This window comes from Candidatus Thiodiazotropha sp. AKAK2 (assembly GCF_058244685.1).
Map to the genome: position 1 here is coordinate 174445 of NZ_JBSYOP010000036.1, position 21821 is coordinate 196265.

General features: G+C 54.2%; 21 protein-coding genes and 3 tRNA genes. 13 read left to right on the forward strand and 11 right to left on the reverse strand.

The genetic code is table 11. The features are described from left to right. Positions 1-4 precede the first annotated feature (4 nt). The 3 genes from AC4IE8_RS18840 (at position 5) to AC4IE8_RS18850 (ending at position 2381) form a co-directional block, all read left to right on the forward strand. Positions 5-1069 (forward strand): site-specific integrase, encoded by a 1065-nt coding sequence (locus AC4IE8_RS18840; RefSeq protein ID WP_490791736.1) that lies wholly within the window; start codon positions 5-7, stop codon positions 1067-1069. Beyond that, complete coding sequence (locus AC4IE8_RS18845; protein WP_490791737.1) at positions 1066-1437, forward strand: hypothetical protein; 372 nt, start codon at positions 1066-1068, stop codon at positions 1435-1437. The genes AC4IE8_RS18840 and AC4IE8_RS18845 overlap by 4 nt, the downstream gene beginning before the upstream one ends. 431 nt (positions 1438-1868) lie before the next feature. Next, on the forward strand, positions 1869-2381 hold the full coding sequence (locus tag AC4IE8_RS18850) for a tyrosine-type recombinase/integrase (RefSeq protein ID WP_490791783.1): 513 nt from the start codon (positions 1869-1871) through the stop codon (positions 2379-2381). A 69-nt stretch (positions 2382-2450) separates the two neighbouring features. Here the strand turns inward: AC4IE8_RS18850 and AC4IE8_RS18855 are convergent. From AC4IE8_RS18855 to AC4IE8_RS18865, 3 genes are all read right to left on the reverse strand, one after another. Then, positions 2451-2526: transfer RNA gene (locus AC4IE8_RS18855), tRNA-Lys, on the reverse strand. A gap of 10 nt (positions 2527-2536) precedes the next feature. Continuing rightward, positions 2537-2612: transfer RNA gene (locus tag AC4IE8_RS18860), tRNA-His, on the reverse strand. Between the two features lie 358 nt (positions 2613-2970). Next, positions 2971-3047, reverse strand: a tRNA-Pro gene (locus tag AC4IE8_RS18865). Positions 3048-3241: 194 nt separating this feature from the next. Between AC4IE8_RS18865 and folD the strand changes: the two genes are divergently transcribed. Beyond that, entirely contained in the window at positions 3242-4099 is an 858-nt protein-coding gene (folD, locus tag AC4IE8_RS18870; RefSeq protein ID WP_068987930.1) for a bifunctional methylenetetrahydrofolate dehydrogenase/methenyltetrahydrofolate cyclohydrolase FolD, read from the forward strand. A gap of 154 nt (positions 4100-4253) precedes the next feature. Here the strand turns inward: folD and AC4IE8_RS18875 are convergent, their stop codons facing one another. The 3 genes from AC4IE8_RS18875 to AC4IE8_RS18885 all read right to left on the reverse strand — a co-directional run bounded on the left by AC4IE8_RS18875 (position 4254) and on the right by AC4IE8_RS18885 (position 8169). Further along, positions 4254-4805 carry an REP-associated tyrosine transposase gene (locus tag AC4IE8_RS18875; protein WP_068987929.1) on the reverse strand — a complete coding sequence of 184 codons (552 nt, stop codon included), beginning with the start codon at positions 4803-4805 and terminating at the stop codon, positions 4254-4256. Between the two features lie 188 nt (positions 4806-4993). Continuing rightward, positions 4994-6379, reverse strand: coding sequence for a cysteine--tRNA ligase (cysS, locus tag AC4IE8_RS18880; protein WP_068987928.1), 1386 nt, complete (start codon positions 6377-6379; stop codon positions 4994-4996). A 248-nt stretch (positions 6380-6627) separates the two neighbouring features. Then, on the reverse strand, positions 6628-8169 hold the full coding sequence (locus AC4IE8_RS18885) for a methyl-accepting chemotaxis protein (protein ID WP_490791738.1): 1542 nt from the start codon (positions 8167-8169) through the stop codon (positions 6628-6630). Positions 8170-8565: 396 nt separating this feature from the next. Between AC4IE8_RS18885 and AC4IE8_RS18890 the strand changes: the two genes are divergently transcribed. The 5 genes from AC4IE8_RS18890 (at position 8566) to AC4IE8_RS18910 (ending at position 11573) form a co-directional block, all read left to right on the forward strand. Beyond that, on the forward strand, positions 8566-8883 hold the full coding sequence (locus tag AC4IE8_RS18890; RefSeq protein ID WP_068987926.1) for a c-type cytochrome: 318 nt from the start codon (positions 8566-8568) through the stop codon (positions 8881-8883). 162 nt (positions 8884-9045) lie between these two features. After that, positions 9046-9426: a c-type cytochrome domain-containing protein gene (locus tag AC4IE8_RS18895; RefSeq protein WP_068987925.1), complete on the forward strand. Its 381-nt coding sequence runs from the start codon at positions 9046-9048 to the stop codon at positions 9424-9426. Between the two features lie 298 nt (positions 9427-9724). Beyond that, positions 9725-10294, forward strand: coding sequence for a peptidylprolyl isomerase (locus tag AC4IE8_RS18900; RefSeq protein WP_068987924.1), 570 nt, complete (start codon positions 9725-9727; stop codon positions 10292-10294). A 65-nt stretch (positions 10295-10359) separates the two neighbouring features. Then, on the forward strand, positions 10360-10848 hold the full coding sequence (locus AC4IE8_RS18905; protein WP_068987923.1) for a peptidylprolyl isomerase: 489 nt from the start codon (positions 10360-10362) through the stop codon (positions 10846-10848). After that, on the forward strand, positions 10845-11573 hold the full coding sequence (locus AC4IE8_RS18910; protein ID WP_068987922.1) for a UDP-2,3-diacylglucosamine diphosphatase: 729 nt from the start codon (positions 10845-10847) through the stop codon (positions 11571-11573). Before AC4IE8_RS18905 ends, AC4IE8_RS18910 begins: the two co-directional genes overlap by 4 nt. A 44-nt stretch (positions 11574-11617) precedes the next feature. Here the strand turns inward: AC4IE8_RS18910 and AC4IE8_RS18915 are convergent, their stop codons facing one another. From AC4IE8_RS18915 to AC4IE8_RS18925, 3 genes are read right to left on the reverse strand one after another with little or no spacing between them, the layout of a single operon-like run. Continuing rightward, on the reverse strand, positions 11618-12322 hold the full coding sequence (locus AC4IE8_RS18915) for a hypothetical protein (protein ID WP_068987921.1): 705 nt from the start codon (positions 12320-12322) through the stop codon (positions 11618-11620). After that, positions 12307-13122, reverse strand: coding sequence for a ferritin-like domain-containing protein (locus AC4IE8_RS18920; protein WP_068987920.1), 816 nt, complete (start codon positions 13120-13122; stop codon positions 12307-12309). Before AC4IE8_RS18920 ends, AC4IE8_RS18915 begins: the two co-directional genes overlap by 16 nt. After that, positions 13112-14368, reverse strand: coding sequence for a glycerate kinase type-2 family protein (locus AC4IE8_RS18925; protein WP_068987919.1), 1257 nt, complete (start codon positions 14366-14368; stop codon positions 13112-13114). Before AC4IE8_RS18925 ends, AC4IE8_RS18920 begins: the two co-directional genes overlap by 11 nt. A 154-nt stretch (positions 14369-14522) precedes the next feature. On the opposite strand from AC4IE8_RS18925, the gene AC4IE8_RS18930 reads away from it, so the two are divergent. The 4 genes from AC4IE8_RS18930 to AC4IE8_RS18945 all read left to right on the forward strand — a co-directional run bounded on the left by AC4IE8_RS18930 (position 14523) and on the right by AC4IE8_RS18945 (position 17638). Beyond that, positions 14523-15452, forward strand: a complete 930-nt coding sequence (locus AC4IE8_RS18930; RefSeq protein WP_068987918.1) for a hypothetical protein — start codon at positions 14523-14525, stop codon at positions 15450-15452. Positions 15453-15457: 5 nt separating this feature from the next. Beyond that, positions 15458-16459, forward strand: a complete 1002-nt coding sequence (locus AC4IE8_RS18935) for a hypothetical protein (protein ID WP_490791739.1) — start codon at positions 15458-15460, stop codon at positions 16457-16459. Between the two features lie 91 nt (positions 16460-16550). Further along, complete coding sequence (locus AC4IE8_RS18940; RefSeq protein WP_068987917.1) at positions 16551-17090, forward strand: Slp family lipoprotein; 540 nt, start codon at positions 16551-16553, stop codon at positions 17088-17090. An 8-nt stretch (positions 17091-17098) separates the two neighbouring features. Continuing rightward, on the forward strand, positions 17099-17638 hold the full coding sequence (locus AC4IE8_RS18945; protein ID WP_490791740.1) for a Slp family lipoprotein: 540 nt from the start codon (positions 17099-17101) through the stop codon (positions 17636-17638). A 267-nt stretch (positions 17639-17905) separates the two neighbouring features. Here AC4IE8_RS18945 and tsaB read toward each other — a convergent pair whose 3' ends face one another. Both tsaB and AC4IE8_RS18955 read right to left on the reverse strand, forming a co-directional pair. Beyond that, complete coding sequence (tsaB, locus tag AC4IE8_RS18950) at positions 17906-18586, reverse strand: tRNA (adenosine(37)-N6)-threonylcarbamoyltransferase complex dimerization subunit type 1 TsaB (RefSeq protein ID WP_068987915.1); 681 nt, start codon at positions 18584-18586, stop codon at positions 17906-17908. 73 nt (positions 18587-18659) lie between these two features. Next, positions 18660-21821 carry an efflux RND transporter permease subunit gene (locus AC4IE8_RS18955; protein WP_068987914.1) on the reverse strand — a complete coding sequence of 1054 codons (3162 nt, stop codon included), beginning with the start codon at positions 21819-21821 and terminating at the stop codon, positions 18660-18662.

The following is a 21821-nucleotide window of genomic DNA, read 5'->3' on the forward strand; positions in this document are numbered from 1 at the left end:
TTTGATGAAACCCAATAGCGCCTTACCCTTCAACCAGTGGCCCGCAGTGGACCAGGCCTGCTGGCAGGCCGCTATTCAGGATGTCGGGTTGTTCGAAACTCGGGGTAAGGCGGCTCACTGGTCTTCCATGACACAACGGGAAGTCAAATGGACCTATGGGCGATGGCTGAACTTTATCAAACAATCCCAGACTGCCGCATGGCATCTTTCACCCGCTGATCGATTCGCCAAAAAGTACATGGCTGCCTTCAGTCAGTGCTTGATGGGACAGATCTCACTGCGCACTGCCAGCAGCTATCTCAATCACCTGGCACTGGCTTGCCGGGTGATGTGTCCAGATGTGGATCACCAATTTATTCTGAAGATCGCCACACAGATCCATTGCCAGTCCGACGGCCCTGTGAGAGACAAGCGGGCCAAACTGCATGACGTTCGTGTTTTGTTCCAGGTAGGGTGCGACTTGATGGATTCGGTCAAGGGGCTCGGTGGATCATCTACCTTGCCTGACAGGCTTCAGTACCGGGACGGGCTGATCATTGCATTGCTGGCTACCCGCCCCTTGCGTCGGCGCACACTGAGCCTGATCCGGCTGGGTCAGCATCTGCAGCAACTCAATGGCGTGTGGTATCTGCTGTTCACAGCAGAGGACACCAAGCAGAGACGGCCACTGGAGTTTCCCCTGCCCCCCATACTCGAGCCCTATCTGCAGACCTATCTGACAGAGGTCAGACCTTACTTGTTGGGTGACCACAATGGTGACCACCTCTGGATTTCGGCAAGGGGCCGGGCCCTGAGTTACAGCCAACTCTATGATCGCATCTGTCGTCACACAGAAGCCGTTCTGGGTGTACGCATCAATCCCCATCTGTTCAGGGACTGCGCCGCGACCACACTGGCCAACGAGGATCCTGACCATGTGTTGGCCGTGGCTCCCCTGCTGGGCCATGCCGATCTCAAAACAGCGGACCGACACTATATCCATGCCCAAAGTCGCCAAGCTGCACAACGCTATCAGGAGACGCTCTCCGGACTCAGGCAGAAGCACTCCCCGTTCATGGAGGAGAAGTGAGCAAGACAGTATCCAAACCTGTCTTGATCCCCCGCCTGTTGCGGCTGCGGGATGCGCCCCACTACCTGGGCATGGACCGTAACCGTTTCAACAAAGAGGTCAGGCCCTACCTCACCGAGATTCCGATCGGTGAACAGGGCATCGCTTTTGACCGACTTGAAATCGATGGCTGGGTGGACGAATATATTCAACGCAACGGGCGTCCCGGTCGACCAACAGGAGACCAATTATGGGACGCAAAACAACCCCGGGGCTCAAAAAACGTGCAGGCATCTGGCACATCGACAAACGCATCTGCGGGCGGCGAGTTTGCCAGAGCACTGGCACGGATCAGCTCGCAGAGGCGGAACTCTACCTCGCACGACTGATCGAGCAATCCCGGCAGGCGAAGATCTACGGTGTAAGACCCGAACGCTCTTTCGAGCAGGCCGCCGCCAAGTTCGTGCTGGAGAATCAGCACAAACGCAGCATCAACGAGGACATCGGTCGGTTGAAAAATCTGATGCCCTGGATTGGCGACGTGCCGCTCAACAAGCTGCATATCGGCATGTTACAGCCCTGGATCGAACATCGCAGGAAGGTAGGTGTTGCCGTGGGCACCATAAACCACGGATTGAAGGTCGTCCGACGCATCCTGAATCTCGCCGCGTCTGAGTGGATGGATGAGAATGGTATGACCTGGTTACAGGCGGCTCCGAAGATCAAGCTGCTGCCCGATACTAATAAGCGGAGACCTTACCCGCTGAATTGGGAAGAGCAGACAGCTTTGTTCAAGGAACTGCCTGACCATCTCGCACAGATGGCGCTCTTTACCGTCAATACAGGTTGCAGGGATAGTGAAGTCTGTAACTTGCGGTGGGAGTGGGAGATGAAAATCCCCCAGCTGAACACTTCGGTGTTTCTGGTCCCTGGCGAGTTGGTGAAGAATGGAGACGAGCGGTTGGTGATCCTGAACCGGGTCGCAAGATCGGTGGTGGAAACACAGCGTGGGAAACACCCCACCCATGTGTTTCAATACAAGGGTAAACCGGTCGGGCATATGCTCACAAGCGCCTGGAAACGGGCCAGAGTACGTGTCGGATTGCCTCAGGTTCGGGTGCATGATCTGAAGCACACTTTTGGTCGTCGGTTAAGGGCGGCGGGTGTAAGCTTCGAGGATCGGCAGGATCTGCTGGGACACCGCTCGGGAAGGATCACGACGCACTATTCGGCGGCTGAGTTGACCAAGCTGATCGAAGCAGCGGAAAGTGTTTGTGATCGAGGTGAAGGAAAACTGGAGCTGGTTGTTTTGCGAAGGCTGAATGTCGGCTAGAGGGTCACGCAAAACTCACGCAAAAGAAAAAAGGGTTAGCGCTTACTATGACACTAACCCTTTGAATACTGGTGGGCCATGAAGGATTCGAACCTTCGACCAATGGATTAAGAGTCCACTGCTCTACCAGCTGAGCTAATGGCCCGTTCTGAAGATGGGGTGGACGATGGGTCTCGAACCCACGACCGCCGGAATCACAATCCGGAGCTCTACCAACTGAGCTACGTCCACCATTAACTGTTTTACCTGGCTGCAACGAGTCAGCCACTCCTGCAGACTTGGCACGCCCGGCAGGATTCGAACCTGCTACCCTCGGCTTAGCTTACCAACTACGCCTTTCGACGCCCCCAAGCGGGGTTTGTGGTCTGGACTATCTCTTCACCGTCTCAGGCGTCGCACGTATAGTCTCTACGGATCCCCTAGCGGGTTTCCTCGGGATTGCCATCAGCACTACCTGTTAAGGTTTCCCCGATACAGTGCGATCCACTTTATGGGTTCTTTTTTCCCCATAAAGGCTCCTATTTGGCACATTGATGTGCGCACTTAAAGGCCGATGCTCTATCCAGATGAGCTACGGGCGCAGAAAAATTGGTCGGGGTAGAGAGATTCGAACTCCCGACATCCTGCTCCCAAAGCAGGCGCGCTACCAGACTGCGCTATACCCCGAAATACCGCCCCAGGTGACTACCAGTTCGACCTGGAAAGGCGAAGGGAGGGAATCATACTGTCGTTAACCGCGCAGGTCAATGCCAAACGAGCCGCATTTCACTGTTTTTACTTCTCATCCGCGTACCCTGATACGCTGACAGTTTGTCCCACTTTCGGTATCATGCAGCTCTTTTTAGACCGATGGAATTTCCATGAGTGCAGAGATTTTGGATGGCAAGGCGATTGCTGCTGAATTAAGAGCAAAAATCAAAGCTGGCGTCGAGCGCCGTGTCGCTGCCGGACAGCGTCGACCCGGCCTGGCCGTGGTGCTGGTGGGTGAGAATCCGGCTTCGCAAGTCTATGTACGGAACAAACGCAAATCCTGCGAAGAGGTCGGCTTTCACTCTCAATCCTTTGATTTACCAGGAGATACTTCCCAGGACGATCTATTGAAAGTGATTGACCGGTTGAATCAGGACGAAGCCATCGATGGCATTCTGGTGCAGCTTCCGCTACCGCAACAGATCGACGAGGAGTCGGTCATCGAACGCATCCTGCCGACCAAGGATGTGGATGGCTTCCATCCCTATAATGTCGGGCGTCTGGCCCTGCGGATGCCGATCCTGCGCCCCTGCACCCCGCGGGGCATCATGACCATGTTGGAGCACACCGGCCAGAAACTGGAAGGACTCGATGCGGTCATCATCGGTCAGTCGAATATCGTCGGGCGTCCGATGGCACTCGAACTGTTGGCAGCCCGCTGCACCATCACGGTCTGTCACAGCCGCACCAAAGACCTGGCGGAGAAAGCGCGCAATGCGGATATTCTGGTGGCTGCCGTGGGTCGACCGGAGTTCGTACCCGGTGATTGGGTAAAAGAGCGGGCGATTGTGGTCGACGTGGGCATCAATCGAACCGACGAGGGTAAGCTGGTTGGCGATGTGGCCTTCGATGCCGCCAAGGAACGTGCCTCATGGATCACCCCGGTACCTGGGGGTGTCGGCCCGATGACCATTGCCACGTTGCTCGAGAATACCCTGCAGGCCGCCGAGCTGCACAGCTCTGTATAGTCGGAGTGCTTATCTGAACCTATGTTGGGGCATGGCCCCACCCTACCCACTGTATAGTCGGAGTGCTTATCTAAACCTATGGTGGGGCATGGCCCCACCCTACCAGCGCATTTGATCTGTGAAGTCACCGTAGGGTGGGGCCCTGCCCCACCGATTACTCTCCCGCTGTAACAAGATTGGTTTTTGCAGGAGATGAACCACTCCAATCCGCAGGATATATTCCAGCTCTGACATATTTGTGGAAGCTCGACCACGGCCAATCAACCACTTGCTCAACCAAACCATGTTTGACAGGATTGTAGTGGATATAGTCCACATGATTGCTGTAATCATGCTCATCCCTGATCAGATGCTCCCAGTAGCGTCGTTGCCAAATAGTCCCTTCCCCTTTTTTTAAACGGGAGCCTGAGGTGCTTTCATCAATCAGTGAAAAATCTCTGAACTGTTTTGTGAAGATTCCTTTTATCTGATTCCAGCGTTGGGGATACGCACTATCTTTTTCAGGTAGCCTCCAAATTGTATGGAGGTGGTCTGGCAACAGACAAAGTGCTTCAATTCTGAAATAGTTTCTCTCACGAACATCTTTGATCGCTCGATGTAGAACACGACGCGCCAGTTCACTATTAAAAAGTGGTTTGCGGTTGTAGGTAACAACTGTGAAGAAGTAGGTGCCGCCTGCAAGACAGGCTCTACGATAGTTGGACATGTTGCCTTTCCTTGGCTGAGTTTGATTAATTTTGGGTGGTTTTTTGGTGGGGCATGGCCCCACCCTACCCACTGAGTTTGATTAATTTTGGGTGGTTTTTTTGGTGGGGCATGGCCCCACCCTACCCAATATTTGTGTTCATTCGTGGAGTGAAAACCGTAATGTACCGCTTGCCGCACCGACTAACCTCAGCCCCGGCGCCAGGTTGTCCCTTCAGGCCCATCCTCTAGGATGATCCCCGCTTCCTGAAGCTCGTCCCGAATCCGATCCGCTTCCGCCCACTGCTTGGCGGCTCTGGCATCGATACGGGCCTGGATCATGGCATCGATCTTTTCGTCGGAGAGATCGTCATCAGCGGATGCCCCGCCCTTCAGGTAGCTCTCCGGATCGCTTTGCAACAGACCCAACATACCACCCAGCTCTCTGAGCAGAGCGCCAAGAGAGGCCGCATCCTCATCATTCGTCTCCTTGATGCGGTTGATCTCCCGCGCCAGATCGAACAGCACGGCCAGCGCCTCCGGGGTGTTGAAATCATCGTCCATGGCCTCATGGAAGCGGGTTTTATAGCTCTCCCCGCCAGCAGACTGCCCCTCGGGCAGGCCTCTCAGCGCCGTATAGAAGCGGGTCAACGCTCCACGGGCATTGTCCAGGTGTTCGGTATCGTAGTTGAGCGGAGACCGGTATTGACTGGTGAGGATGAAATAGCGCACCTCTTCCGCCTGGTAACGATCGAGAATCTCCCGAACAGTAAAGAAGTTACCCAGGGATTTGGACATCTTTTCATCATTGATGCGGACAAAGCCGTTGTGCATCCAGTATTTGACGAAGGGATGCCCGGTTGCCCCTTCGGATTGGGCAATCTCATTCTCATGATGAGGAAAGGTCAGGTCTGCACCACCGCCATGGATATCGAAGCTGTCACCCAAAGCATTGGTGGACATGGCCGAGCACTCGATATGCCAGCCGGGGCGACCCCGGCCCCAGGGAGAGTCCCAGGCGGGCTCTTCGGGTTTGGCCGATTTCCAGAGCGCGAAATCCAGCGGGTCTCGCTTGGCGTCCCCAGGCTCCACCCGAGCCCCTGACTGCAGGTCCTCGATCGATTTTCCGGACAGCTTGCCGTAGCTCGGAAAGCTGCGCACATCGTAGTAGACATCGCCATTGTCCGCTGCGTAGGCGTGGCCCTTCTCGATCAGCCGACTGATCATCGCCAGAATCTGCTCCATATGCTGGGTTGCCTTAGGCTCATCGGTGGGTCTCAATACACCTAACGCATCCGCATCCTGGTGCATCGCCCGGATGAACTCTTCAGTCAGCTCGGTAAAGGGGATGCCTCTTTCGTTGGCCCGATTGATGATTTTGTCATCCACATCGGTGATATTGCGGATATAACTGACGTCATAGCCACTCGCCTGGAGATAACGATAGACCACATCGAACACCACCATCACACGGGCATGCCCCAGATGACAAAGGTCGTATACCGTCATGCCGCAAACGTACATACTGACCTTCCCCGCCTGCAGTGGCTGAAAGGTCTCTTTTCGGTTGGTGAGGTCGTTGTAGATTGTCAGCATTGCTCCAGGCCTATCCTACTGAGATGAAACCTGGGCATCTTAACCAAAAGGTCGTTGGCTTCATAGCCAATTGATTGGATGGCGGATCAGAAACCGTGATTTTTATTAAGCTGATATCGAGGGGGCGTCAATCGTGGCCCGGTAATCAGAAACCCGACCGACACGAAGGTGTACGGCCGGGCTTCTTAGCCACCAAGCATTCCTGATTCACCCAGGTTCCCATAATACAGCCGGGTGAAATGTGGAGTTCAGACTTTGAACTGATTGACCATTTTGTCCAGTTTCTGGGAGATCTGCGCCACTTCCTCACTCTCTTTGAGGGTCCTGCAGGTTCCTTCAGCTGTTTGATGGGAGACCTCGTTGATCGCAATGATGTTCTTGTTGATCTCACTGGCCACGCTGGTCTGCTCCTGGGCCGCAGTCGAGATATGAGCATTCATCTCACTGATCATCTCCACCGCACCCGAGATCTGCTGCAGAGCTTCACCGGCACGACTCGAGTCGGCAACGCTTTGATCAGCCTCCTGCTTACTGCTGCCCATAACCTTCACAGCCTGCTCTGAGGAAGAGATCAACTGTTCGATGATTTCCTGGATCTCATGAGTCGCTTCCTGGGTCCGCTGAGCGAGATTCCGCACCTCGTCTGCAACGACTGCGAAACCACGCCCCTGCTCACCGGCCCGGGCAGCCTCAATCGCCGCGTTCAGCGCCAGCAGATTGGTCTGCTCTGCAATCGCCGTAATCGATTCTGAGACTTGACCGATATTCTGGGTTCCCTCCGCCAGGCGTTTGACCACACCGGAAGCATCATCAATCCGTTTCGCCAGACTGACAATCGACTCGGAGACCTGACTGACAACTTTACCACCGGCATTGGCATTGGTCTTCGCTTCAACAGCGGCCTGCTCCGCTCCGGCGGCGTTCTCCGCCACACGTTCGGCTGCCACCGTCAACTCACCAATCGCCACCGTTAACTGCCCGGTCTCTTTCTCCTGCTCATCCACCCCGTCCCGGGTTACTTTAGTAACCTGAGCCAGACGTTCTGCAGAGCTTGCCAAGCCATCCATAGTATTAGCCAGGTCATTGATTGTAGGCTGAAACTGGTCCAGCATACTGTTTACCGCCTGGCCAACCTCTTGGAACTCATCATTGGCATTCGCCGGTACCCTTGGCCGCAGATCGGAATCTGCCCCGACCTGCTCCATCGTCTTCTTCAACCCATACAATGGCTTGATCACGACCTTTCTGACAATCATCGCGATGACAAACAGCCCTGCCAATAGCACCAGAAAGTTGATTCCGGCACTGATCAACAGCTCACGATCGATCGCTTTATCCCGTTCCCCCATGGAGAAGGTCAGCCGTCCGGCACCAAGTACAGTACCTTCAGGGACCTGATGGCAGGTCAGGCAGTTGGTGCCGTTGCGGTCGGAAACCGCCGGAAAAGGTTCGATGATCGTCAGGATCCGTTCACCCTTGACCTCTTTCACCTCGATGATCTGTTCACCGGTCAAAGCCCGACGATCGAGATCATCCAGAGGTTTTTCATCATCAAAGCCGGCGCCGAAGGTCTTATTGACCGTCTCCGCACGCAGCATGCGTACTTCAAGCACGCCCTCCCGCTTTGATATCTTTTCCCGGAGCATCTCCCGGTTACCCATGGTTCCAGTGAACATCATGGCGTTCATGCTGTCGAGATATCCATTCAGCACATCAAATATCTGGTGTTCCGATAACCTTAAGAGCCTGTCCTTTTGCTGCTGTGCTGAATAAACTGTTACGACTGACATTATCAGGATGAAAATCAGTGCCATCGGCGCGATTATCTTCCATTGGACAGAGATATATTTACCCATCGCTCAACTCGGTATTCTAGGAATGGTTAATACTGCTAATGACTATTTCGGCAAACAGCTACATCTCTTGAATATTTATCAAAATTGTCTAAAAAAGAAGCCATTCCGGCGCTGGCGAAAGATGCTCCCTTATAAATAAGAACAGACCGATCTTGCCGCCAAGAATTAACGCCACAAAGTACGAGAAAGGCTAAAGAATCTCTAATTTCTCCCGACAAATAGAGTGTACTTAATGAGACAGGAAGTCTGGTTGGCTATTGTGTTGACCTGCCTCCTAGGCACATTTCATAAGGAATTGGCCTGACTATTTCATAGATTCGGAGTTATCCAATGGGAAAATTCGCTTCCGCTTTAATGCTAGCCGCCCTATTTTCAGTGCCATCCGCTCAGGCCAGTCAAGCCCTGGCCATGCAGTCCGGGTGTCTTGGCTGTCATAAAACCGATGTAAAGCTGGTTGGCCCGGCATTCAAGGATATTGCAGCCAAATATGCCGGCGATGCAGCCGAAGTCGATCGCCTGACCAATAAGGTGAAATCGGGTAGCAAACCGGGTGAACCATTGGTTTGGGGTAGCGCCATGATGCCAGCCAGCCCAGCAAGCGAAGAGAACATTAAAGGTGTTATCGAGTGGATCATGACATTAAAATAGGAGGAGCAGTTTGATTGGATATCATTTTCCTTGGAGACAGGTTTGCCCATTGGATCAGGGCAAAATCACCTCATGCTATGGTTGGCTAAATTGAGATAGTCAGGCGGGGTGTGTAAAACTTCGCCCAGACGATAAATAAGCATAATTATTCAGGAGCACTCTATGTTCAGGCCTAAAACACTGATTTTATTAACAACCCTTTCAACCGCATTGCTGGCGGGTTGTAGTGCCGGGCCGGCGCCGGTCAGTTATAAATCTGAGATCAAACCGATCATCGACAAATATTGCACAGAGTGCCATTTGGCAGGTGGCACAGGCGCTGAATCCAGTGGCTTCATCACTCAGGATTACGATGCGATCATGAAAGGCACAAAATTCGGTCCTGTGGTGGTTGCAGGAGATCCTTTGTCAAGCTCTTTCTATCGCTTGGTGGCTGGCAAGGTAGATCCATCCATCCGCATGCCACACGGCAAAGAGGCCCTGTCTGAGGCCGAAATCGCAAAAATTGAGCATTGGATAACCCAGGGTGCGAAAAATAACTGAGTCAGTCATCAGATACTGAAACAGACAACCCAAGAAATCCGTATTCCATGGTCACTCATGGTTTACGGATTTTTTATTTTCATCAATAAGTTAGGGTCTGTTAACTCAAATCAACCCGTTCCGGGCCATTGTGCTGAGCAATTCACTGTGGAAGTGGAATCTACCGAATAGCCTCAAATACCCCACCGACCACTTTGTGATGATGGTTTTGAACCGCTATCATGCTCCCTGATTAATCAAACGGAAGCTGACGCAACAGTCTAGTGTACTGTCTCATAACTATTGCCAAGAGGATGATATGAAAAAAATCCATAAATCCCTGTTACTCTCTTTTAGCCTGCTGTTCGCGTTCTCAGCAGACCTTCTGGCCGAACCGGTGAAAGTGCTGATGAAGACCTCGATGGGCGACATCACACTCTCACTCGATCAGGAGAAAGCGCCCAAATCGGTGGAGAACTTTCTGCAATATGTACGGGATGGCTTCTATGACGGGACCATTTATCATCGCGTGATCAAGGACTTCATGATTCAGGGTGGTGGTTTTACAGCCGATATGAACAAAAAACCGACCCGCGAACCGGTTGAGAATGAGGCAAAAAACGGGCTCAAAAACAAAAAAGGCACCATTGCCATGGCTCGTACATCGGCGCCCCATTCCGCCACCGCCCAGTTTTTCATCAACCACAAGGACAACAGCTTCCTCGACTACCCCAGTCGTGACGGTTGGGGATATGCGGTGTTCGGTAAGGTCACCCAGGGGATGGATGTGGTCAACGCCATTGCAGACCAGCCTACCGGGGTCAGTAACGGTATGCGTGACGTACCCCGCAGCACAATTACCATCGACAAGGTCAGCATTGTCGAATAGATCGATGTGCCTCTATTCCAGAGCCTGATAACACGCCATAACAAAAGAAACTGATAGGAAAACTGATGATTACAATGACAACCAACCTAGGCCCCATCCAGATCGAGCTCGATGAGGAGAAAGCCCCGAAAACCTGTGAAAACTTCAAACAATATGTGCAGGATGGCTTCTTCGACGGCACCATCTTTCATCGGGTAATCGATAACTTCATGATTCAGGGTGGCGGTTTTCTGCCGGGCATGATCCAGAAGGATACCAGAGATCCGATTGAGAACGAGGCGAAAAACGGCCTGTCGAATGAAGTGGGCACCATTGCCATGGCCAGAACCATGGAGCCTCATTCGGCTACCGCGCAGTTCTTCATCAACGTGGCAAACAACAAGTTTCTCGACTACCCGGGACAGGATGGCTGGGGTTATTGTGTGTTCGGCAAAGTCGTAGCCGGCATGGATTTGATCAATCAGATCAAAGGAATGGATACAACCACCCAATCCGGACATCAGGATGTACCGGTGGATGACATCATCATCGAGAAGGCTGAAGTCATCGAGTGACCCAACAGCTTTTTATTTCGGACCTGCACCTGTCTGCCGAAGGGGCAGACAGGTTGCAGCTGTTTCTGAACTTTCTGAGATTCCGGGCAACCTCAGCCCACACACTCTACATTCTTGGCGATCTGTTCGATGCCTGGCTGGGTGATGATGACCAGCAATCGATCGCCGTGGAGGTCCGGCAGGCACTGCGGCAGCTCAATGAGAGCGGCACTGAACTGAAGGTCATGCACGGCAACCGGGATTTTCTGATCGGAGAGGATTTCTGCAAAGCCAGCGGCGCGCAACTGATCTCCGATCCCTGTTTGATCGATCTTTATGGTACGCCCACCCTGCTGATGCATGGGGATCTGTTATGTACCGATGACCAGGAGTATCAGGCATTTCGCAAACAGATCCGCTCGGCCGAATTCGCCAGCCATTTTCTCTCACTGACCATCGATCAGCGTATTGCCGCTGCTCAGGAGTACCGGGCGAAAAGCGGTGAGGCGAATGCTCAAAAATCCGACGATATCATGGATGTGAATCAGCAAGCCGTGGAGCACACCCTGCAACAGCATCGGGCGCAAAGGCTGATTCATGGCCATACCCACAGACCGGCAGACCATCGTTTTATGCTCGACAGTCACACAGTCACCCGACATGTGCTGGGTGAGTGGTATGGGGATCATGCCGAGATCCTGTGCGCAACCGAGGATGGAGTCACTCGCGAAACCATCACCCTCTGAGAACTATAAATCTTTCCAGATGGATGTGATTCACCGCATGCCACTCATTGAGGCATGGGTTTCCGGGTATAGGCCTCCGGCAGAGTAAACAGATCCGCATCAACCGTTTCCGATTCGCGATAGTCGGTCAGAGCCTGCTGATTTCCGTTGATATCCCACAACCGCAACGGCAACCCTTTCCCCAGTAGGGCATCCGGGGCATAGACCTGGATTGCATCGGCACATTCATCACGATAAGCCATGGGTATCCCGGACAGGCTGATTTTATGCTGTTCGGCCAGCAGCCCCAGGTACTCCACCTGAGCTGCCACACTCATTGCCATCATCTCCGGTAACACCATCGCCTCCTGACAAGGCTGGCCATTGACCTGCAGTGCCCAGTGTTGTGCTTTACGACCCGCAACCAACGGCGCCTCACCCGCATCCTTTGCCAGAACCTTGATTTCCGGTAACCGGGTATCGGGCTGGTTGACCGGTTTGGGCTTGATCACCAGAACCGTGCGCTCTTCACTATCGACACTGTAGATCACCTGTTCAGCGCGATCGAACAGAATGAAATCGGCCGTGTCACTCCCCTGGTCTATACGCACCATTTGCTCTGTCACCAGCATACGGCTGAGATAGGGGGTCTGGCCCGTCTCCGTGACCTCATAGTGCAACCTTTGGACCTGCAGGGTCTGCGCCAGCAGAGTTCCGCTCTGCAGCAGACAGACCAGGATTAATAGCGGTATTCTCATACCTTTTTGCATAGCGCCTCCAAACGTTCCAGCTCGGACTGACTGAATCCCGCCTCACGCCGAGCCTGATGATGCAGGGGACAACGGATCTCACCATTGAGAAAATTCTCCAACAGATCGAAATAGGTCTCTTCCGGTGACAAACCCCGCTGTTCGCAGAGATAGTTGAACCAGCGACTGCCAAACTGGACATGCCCCACCTCCTCACGCAGGATCACTTCCAGTGCAGCTACCGTCTCAGCATCGTCGATCTCCCGGAAACGCTCCATGATACCCGGTGTCACATCAAGTCCCCGGGCTTCCAGCATGCGCGGCACCAATGCCATGCGCACCAGCGGATCATGGGCTGTGCGTTGCGCCATCTCCCATAGACCGTTGTGGGCCGGATAATCCCCATAGGCCGCTCCGGCCGCACTCAGGCGTGCCTGCAGCAGCTGGAAGTGTTCAACCTCCTCCACCGCCACCTGGATCCAGTCGGTGTAAAAATCAGCGGGCATGCCGGCAAACCGCTGTACCGCATCCCAGGCCAGATTGACCGCATTGAATTCGATGTGGGCAATCGCATGAATCAGTGCCAGACGCCCCGCTTCACTGCCCATCCGACGCCGGGGCAATTTACTCGGATGTACCAGAACCGGCCGTTGCGGATGCCCTGCCCGGGTAATCTCCGCCGCATCGGTCCAGCCCGTGAGAGCCAGCTCGCCTTTGGACCAGGCTTCAGCGATCTCTCCGGTCATCGCCATTTTCTCATCCACCGCATCACTCAGCAGACAGGCTCTGGCGGCTTGGTAGAGGGATTTCTCAGGATTCATATTTCAAGCCAACCACCAGATCCATCACATTGGTGCCGGTTGGGCCGGTGGTGATCAGGTCGCCACTCGCCTCCAGCAACGTACCCGCATCCGCGTCGGTGAGGGATTGCCCGGCACTGAAACCCAACCCATCAACCCGCTTCAGGGTTGCACCATCCACCAGTGCCCCTGCGTCGTCCGTAGGTCCGTCGGTACCATCTGTGCCGGCCGACAGCAGCAGACATCCATCCACCCCTGACAAGACTTCCGCAGCGGCCAACGCCAGGTGCTGGTTACGGCCGCCTCTTCCCGGCTGCGGAGGCAGATTGACCCGGGTCTCACCACCCCAGACGGTAATGCCCGGAGGGCCTTTGATCACCTGATCCGCCAATTTACGTCCGGTGTCTGCCGCCTCCCCATCGAGAAACTCAGGGCGCAAACTGACGGCAAAACCCAAACTTTCAGCCTCTTGGGCCGCAGCGGTTTTAGCCGCTTCGAGATTGGCCACGATCTGCAGCGGTGGAACCTCTTCCTGGGGAACCGTGACAACCCGCTGTTGCGCCCCGGTCGTCAGCTTTTCACTCAGCCAGTGCGGCAGCGTCAGTGTCTCAAGTCGTTGTTGAAGTTGAGGTTCCGGGGTGAGCAGACCGGAACCGATCGCAGCGGGGATATCACCGGGCACATCTGAGATCGCCAACAGGGTGGTCTGCCTGCCATGCAGCCAGTTCAACAAGCCGCCCCCTTTGATTCGGGAGAGGCCCTTGCGTACCCAGTTCATTGAGACGATATCGAGCCCACTGCCCAACAGCCACTCATTGGTCCTTACCAGAAACGCCAGATCCACCCCCTCGATCGGTACTTCGACAAGACTGGAGGCACCACCTGAGATCAATACCAGCAGAGGAGTTGAAACAGGCTCATTGAGCAACGCCAGCACGGCATCCCCGGCTTCTAAACTCGCCGCGTCCGGCACCGGGTGGGCCGATTCCAGTGCGCGCCAACCCTGTTGCCGGCAATAGCGCTGATCCAGGTGACCAGTTTTCGAGATCACCAATCCCTGCTGAATGGCATCGCCCAACTGCTCCCGGGCCCCCATCGCCATCGACTGGGCCGCCTTGCCGATGGCAACCATTCTCACCGCTGTTGTGATGGGATGCTGCTGCAACCAGTCGGCAACGGCGCCCCGTCCTTCCACCCGGCTCAATCCCTTCTGATAGATTTTCAACAGTGCCTCTCGAGCATCCGTTGGCGTTGTGTGTTGCAACATTCAAGCTACCTTGTTTCAAACGGTCCAGGTTTTATCACTGTTCCTGACTGCAATACCATAAATTTGCATAGCAATGTATCAGGATTTATTCCATGAAACACGGCTACTGAGTTACACTGTACGATCTATTCAGTATCACGCCGGGAGTATTGCTTTGGGAAGCATACAGCTACGCCGAAACTTCAGCCGTAACATCCTGATCAGGATGATTCTACTGTTCGCAGTGATCGCAGCACTGATGGTATGGAAATTCGAGTTCATCAATAATGTCTATTTCCGCGACCAGCTCACCAGTACAGGTCTGATCATCAATGGCACCATTGTCGGCCTGTTCACCATCGGCATCCTGCGCATGATCACGATTTTTCTGCACTACGCCTCGGAAGAGAATGCGCTGCTGCGGTTTTTGCGCAATCTGCGCGAGGGCGAGAGCGATCCACTGAAGCGGATCCACAAACGAGCCATCATCGCCAACCGTTTCCGCACCATGCAGGGGTTGCACAAAGCGAACTGCCCGATCAATCACGGCTCTCTTGCCTCGACCCTGGTGGCCAGTGAAAGCACCCGCAACAGCCTGCCCAAGTTCATCAACAACATCCTCATCCTGACCGGCGTTTTCGGCACCATCGTCTCCCTCTCGATCGCTTTGATCGGCGCCTCGGACCTGCTCGAAACCTCGATCAACGTAGGCGGTATGGGGATGGTGGTGCATGGTATGTCCACCGCCCTCTCGACCACCATTACCGCGATTGTCTGCTTCATGTTTTTCGGTTATTTCCATCTCAAGCTGAGCGATGTACAGACCAACCTGATCAGTGGCATTGAACAGGTCACGGTGAATGAGCTGATCCCCAGATTTCAGGTTCAGACCGATAGCGCTCTGTATGAGTTCACCGGTCTGGTCCGCTCACTGCAGAAGCTGGTGAGTCAGATGAGCAACTCCCAGGAGGCGTTTGAGAATATCGAAAAACATCTGCTCGACTCCCTGGAGAATGTGGAGGAGAAAAACGAAGCGCTGCACAATGATCTGTCAGAGATTAAGCATGTTCTGAAGCTAGGCTTCCGCCTGCACGAGGATGATTGATTCGTATGGACGATAGCTTCATCGATCTGCGGCTCAATAACCAGGGCACCCAGGGGGACGACAGCTTCTGGCCCTCGTTCACCGACATCATGACCGTGATCGTGATGATCTTCATGCTTGCGATGGTGATTCTGCTACTGCGCAACATGGAGTTGCTCTCCCAACTCCGCGCCACCATGGAAGCGGAGCAGCAGGCGATGGAACTGGTCAGGAGCACCGGTGAAGAGAACGAGACCCTGGAAGAGCGGCTGATCGCGCGGGAGCATGAGCTGACCATGTTGCGCATGCAGATGATGCAGCTGCAGGAGCGATCCGAAGAGCAGGAGGCGGCGATCTCCAGTCAACGGTTCCAGATCAGCCAGCTGAACCGGGAGCGGGATGAGCTCAACAGCCGGGTCAACACCCTCACCAGCGAACGTACCCTGCTCAATACCCAGATCACTCGACTTAGCCAGGAGGGTGAAAGACTGCGCAATCAGATCAGCGAAGCGAATCTCAATATCCAGACCCTCACCGCCGATCTGGACCAGGCAAACAGCCGTCAGGCCGAAACCCTGCAGGATCTGGAGCAGCTGCGCATCACCCTGTCGAGTAAGGACGAAGAGCTGCTGCAAGCCCTAGCTCTCAATCAGGAGCGGGACGAACAGCTGAGCGACCTGAAAGAGGACTATTCCGATCTTAAGATCCAGTACAACAAACTGCTGCGTCCGGCCCGTACCGCCAAGGGTAAAACCCTGGTCGAAGTGCGTTACACCAAAAAGGGCAAACAGACCCGAATCGAGTATAAAGGTCCCCAGGACAGCCGTTTCAAATCCATTTCACGCAGCAAGCTGGAACAGAATCTTGCTAGCCTGAAAAAACAGCATAGCAGTCTCTATGTGAAGGTCATCATCCCGAAAAACAGTGGTCTCTCCTACAATGAAGCCTGGAGCTTCACCAACCATATGCATCGGAAATACGACTACTATTATCAGGAAGAGGCGAAAAAAGAGCGCATCGTGGAATAATCCTCCGTGCGCAGGATAAACAGGTTGCAGGGAATTTACCGAAGACCTGACAGTCCAACAGTTGGGAATTGCATCGGAAGCCTCGGGGAACATGAACAGACAGAGCAGACGTATCCTTCTCATTGTTGTCGGCAGCCTAATCATCAGCAGCTGCGCATCAAAGATACCACTCGCCATCCGCACCCCAGTTGACGGCGACATCCGGGTCGATGAAGTGCAGCAGGACGCCGAACCATTTATCGGCAGCCGCGTACGCTGGGGAGGTGAGATCATCTCGGTGGAAAACCTGGCGGATGAGACCCATATCGAGATTCTCTCCCAGCGCCTGAGCAAATCGGGTAAGCCGTTGGACAGCAAAAAGAGCCGCGGCCGTTTCATCGCCCGCATGGAAGGCTTTCTGGAGCCTGAGGATTTTCCCAAAACACGTCTGATCACAGTGGTCGGGCGACTTCAAGAGATGGTCGAGAAACCTGTCGGTGAATACCCCTACAGCTACCCCCAGGTGAAGGTGCGGAGCTACCATCTGTGGCCCAAACAGATCGACACGTCCTATCAGCACCGATACTTCTACGACCCTTTCTACGACCCCTTTTACTACCCCTATTGGCGAAGACATCCGATCTACTGGTAGCCTGAGTCATGCATCAAGCACAGAAAGAGAACGCTTTGGTTATCGGCTTGATCACTCTGCTGTTCAGCGTCGCGGGATGCAGCAGCAATCCGGTCATTGAACACGCAGACCGCAGCCTCTCCCCAAAGCAAATTGACACAGACTCAACACTTCCCGAGCAAAAATTGGAGTGGGGTGGGATTGTCATTGCCATCACCAACCTCGCGGAATCGAGCGAAGTGGAAATCCTCGCCTACCCGTTGGATGAGCGGGGAAAGCCGATGACAGAGTCCAGCTCCATCGGGCGCTTTATTGCCACACAGCCGGGCTACCTGGAAGCCGGAGACTACCCATCGGGAAGAATGGTCACGGCGACCGGCCAGATATCAGCGGTTCGTTCAGGCCGGGTCGGTGAGGCGGAATACGTGTTTCCCGTGATGCATTGCAATCAACTTGCCCTCTGGCCGAAACAACAGGAATCCCGGGCCAAACCAAGGATTCGATTCGGCTTCGGCGCCAGCAGTGGCGGCAGCAGCTACGGCAGTATTGGTATCGGCTTTGGTTTTTAAGCGGTATCAGTCCGATCATGAACGCAAATGCAGTGTTACAAGTGCAGGCGCTTCAGTTTGCAACATAGCAAACCTTGGCCGAATGTGGATGACGCTTACTTAAGCACTTTCTGGTGGGGCAGAGCCCCACCCTACTGTAATTTCAGTGTGTAGGGTGGGGCCAGCCCCACCAGAATCCCCAGGGCAATGAGGGTCTTGGCACTTAAGTAATTACTATTCAGGGTAAATACTACAATTTGCGACTCTTATTTGCGTTCATTTGCGGACTTACCTCTTTTTATGTGCCACTTCATTACGCAGATAGACCGGCAACGCCCGTTCGGCAGACACCGCCAGACCGGCTTCGAAATCAACGGCAGCCAGTGTCGCCACATCACGGGCGCTGCAGTAGAGATCCGCTTTGTAACCGAGCAGTGATTCCCCAAGTCGCTCACCCAACTGGGGACCATAGACACCCCAACCTGAGCCAACCCCATACCACTCCTCGTCCAGAGGCAGATGAACCTGTTGCGCATTGGACACCTGTTCATCCATGACCAGACGAACAATCTCGTTACTGTCGACCCGATAACCCGCCCAGTAGAGCTCCCCCATTCTGGCGTCAAAGGCTGTCAGCAGATTCGGCTCGCCCTTTTCCCGATAGGCCCGCTGAGCCAGCGCCGCCAGCGTGGAGACCGGAACCACCGGTAGATCGGCTGCGAAAGCCGCGCCCTGGATCACCCCGGTGGCAATCCGCACACCAGTGAAAGAACCCGGCCCCCGGCCGAACGCCATCGCATCGAGCTGATTGGCGGACAAGCCCGCATCGGCCAGCAACCCATCCATCATGCCGAGGATCAGCTCACTGTGGCCTCTCGGTTTGATCTCATAACGCAACTCGATCTGGTCATCGATAAGCAGCGCGGCAGAGCAGGCCTCTGTCGCGGTTTCTATGGCAAGTAGTTTCATAAAGCAGGAAAAGCTGAAATTGCAGTGAGCTGCCTACAATAATCCAATTGGCTTACGCTTAACAGGCCCAGGGTTAATAACTTTCTGAAGAGAGATCCCTGTTCGCTCTGCGTCTGGCTATTCTCTCCTGCAATCCCATTAACAGGTCCCACAGCACCGGAATGATAAACAGGGTCAAAGCCGTGGCTGCGGCAAGTCCGGTAACGAAGGTCGATGCCATGGTGCCCCAGACCAGTGAGTAGCTGGGAAAACCCACGGCCATTGGCAGCAATCCGAGACTGGTGGTCAGGGTGGTAAGCAGAATCGGTCGCAGGCGAATATGAACCCCTTCGGTGATCGCCTCGCGTCGTGTCATACCACTGCGATATCTCTTGTTGATAAAGTCGATCAGCACCAGCGCATCATTGACCACCACACCCGCCACACCGATTACTGCAATAAAACTGTTGACGGTAAACAGGGACTGGGTGATCAGCTTGCCGAACACCACGCCGATCAAGGCGAAAACCACCGCAGAGAGAATGATCAGCGGCTGCAGGTAGGACTGAAACTGGGTCGCCAGAATCACATACATCACCAGTACAGCGATGATGAAGGCATAGGCCAGCGACTGGAAGGAGCGCTGGGTATCCTCATGTTCGCCGCCAAAGGTTACCGTTGCACCGGGATAGCCCTCACGAATGGTTTCATAGTAGCGCCTCACCGCTTCCACAACTGCCGGCGTTGAAGTGGGAGCACCTTCACGGATATCGGCTTTCAAACTGATCGCCCTCTGCCCCTGGTAGCGCTTGATCTCACCACTCTCATTATAGGCTTTGACCTGTACCAGATCGTTTAAATAGACCGGCCGCCCGGCATCCTCGATCACCGGGATATAGAGGGCATTTTCCGGCTCTTTCAAGGCACCGGGATCGAGTCGCAGTTTGATATCCACCTCTTCATCGATGTGCCGGTACTTGCCGAGATATCGACCATCCAGGACACTCGCCGCCAGTTGCGCGACCTGGCTGTTGTCGAGGCCGTACTCAGCCACCAGCTGTTGATCCACCTGCAGACGAAACACCCGTTTGGGCACCCCTCTGTCATCCTTCAGGTCGATCAGGTTTGGTCCGATCTCTTCGGAAGCCTGCATGAATTTCAGCAACTCAGCGGACAACGCCGATACCGCCTCGACATTCGCACCAACCACCCGCACGTTGATATCCTTACCGCTGGGAGGTCCATCATTCTGCGGATGCACATGCAGATGATAACCCTCCTTTTCATAGATCGGTTTAAGCTTGTCCCGCATCCTTTGCAGATGGGCCAGAGGATCATCGAAGGACTGTTGTTTGGTGCTCGGCATGGTGACAATCACAGAACCGTGATTGTTGCCGTAGATCGGCTCGTAATCCTCGTTGAAGTACATCCCGGCCAGCCCGGATGCGGCACTGGCCATCCCCGGACCATCCTCCATCACGGTCTGAGCGATCTGTTTCACCCGACTGTCGATCTCATCAAGGGAGACATTGCTCGGACCGACCACATCCACATAGTAGATTTTGTAGTCATCGGGAAAAAACTGAATCCGTATCAACGGTACCTTGCCACTGGCGGATAGACCGATGATCGCCACCGAAACCACAAACAGTACTGAGACGATGAATACCGACAGCAGCCGGTAGCGCATGGTCAGATTGAGCAGCCAGTCGGTAAAGCGACGGGCGACCCGCATCATGGCGTTGTCCCGCTCCAATAACTTGACCGCATTCTGACTGCGCGGACCGAAGTCGAGATAGTGAATCGGCAGGATCAGCAGACACTCGATCAGTGAGGCGACGATGGCAAAGGTGACCGCTTTCGGCACCAGAGCGAAAAACTGTCCGGTTGAACCGGTCATGATCAGCATCGGCAGAAACGCAGCCACCGTGGTCATGGTGGCCGAGATGACCGGCAGCGCCACCTCAGACGTACCATTGATGATCGCATCCCGCAGGGGATTACCCTCCTGCACATGGCGATAGATGTTCTCGGTCACCACAATCGCATCATCCACCACGATTCCGGTCACCAGGACAAACGAGAACAGGGTGATCTCATTCAAGCTGTTACCAGTGAGATACATGATCAGCATGGTGATCATGAAAGCGAAGGGGATGCCGATGGTGACCAGCCCGGCATTCCGAATGCCCATAAAGTACCAGATGATCAACGATACCAGGCTGATACCCACCAGCATGTTCATCCCCAGGGTGCTCAATCCATCCTTGATATAGACGGTCGAATCCTGGGTCAGAACCAGCTCCACCCCTTGCGCTTTGAGGGTTGGACGGAACTCCTCAACAATCGCGACCACCTGATCGCGGATCTTCATCGCATTACCCTTTTCGGACTTGATGATCTTCAATCCCAATGAGGGTTTGCCGTTTACCGAGGCGATGACGATCGGATCCCGGTAGTCCATGCCGATACCGCTGGCCAGATCGGATACCTTGACCAGACTGCCATCCGCATCCCGCCGCACCACGGTGGACTGGACCTGTTCCAGATTGTTGAATCTTTCATCCATCTTGACCAGGAACTCACCACTCTCGTTGGTGTACTTACCGGCCGGGATGGTGTGGTTGGCGCCAATCAGGGCTTTTGCCACCTGATCGAAACTGACACCGAGTTCGCGCAGTTTCTGTGCATCCAGGTAGATATGAAACTCCTGGGTCTGTTTTCCGGAAAACTCCACCTGCTGCACTTCCGGCACTTTGAGGATTCGGGTCTTGATCTCCTCCCCCATCAAAGCCAGCGCCCGATTGTTTTGATCGCCAAGCAGGTTGACCGCAATCACCGGTAACCAGTCCTGAACTTTTGCATTCAGCAGCTGTGGTGGATCGACACCTTGCGGCAACTCACTGATTACATTCAGGACTTCAAACCTGACTTCATTGAAGAGCGTGTCATAATCGGAGTCGTCGATGAATTTGACGCGGATATTGGAGCGGCCACTGAATGAGGTGGAGTTGATCCACTCCACATCATCGACCTGCTCCAGCGCATCTTCGATCTTACGGGTGACCAGGCTCTCCACCTCTACCGGAGAGGCCCCTGGGTAGACTGTGGAGATGATCACTTCACCAAAACCGAAATTGGGGTAGCGTTCGGCAGGCAATGCGAACAGCGTGATAAATCCCACCACGATCAACACCACAAACATCAGGTTGTAGAAAACCCGTTGTTTCAAAGAGAAAGCGACAAGATCACGCAT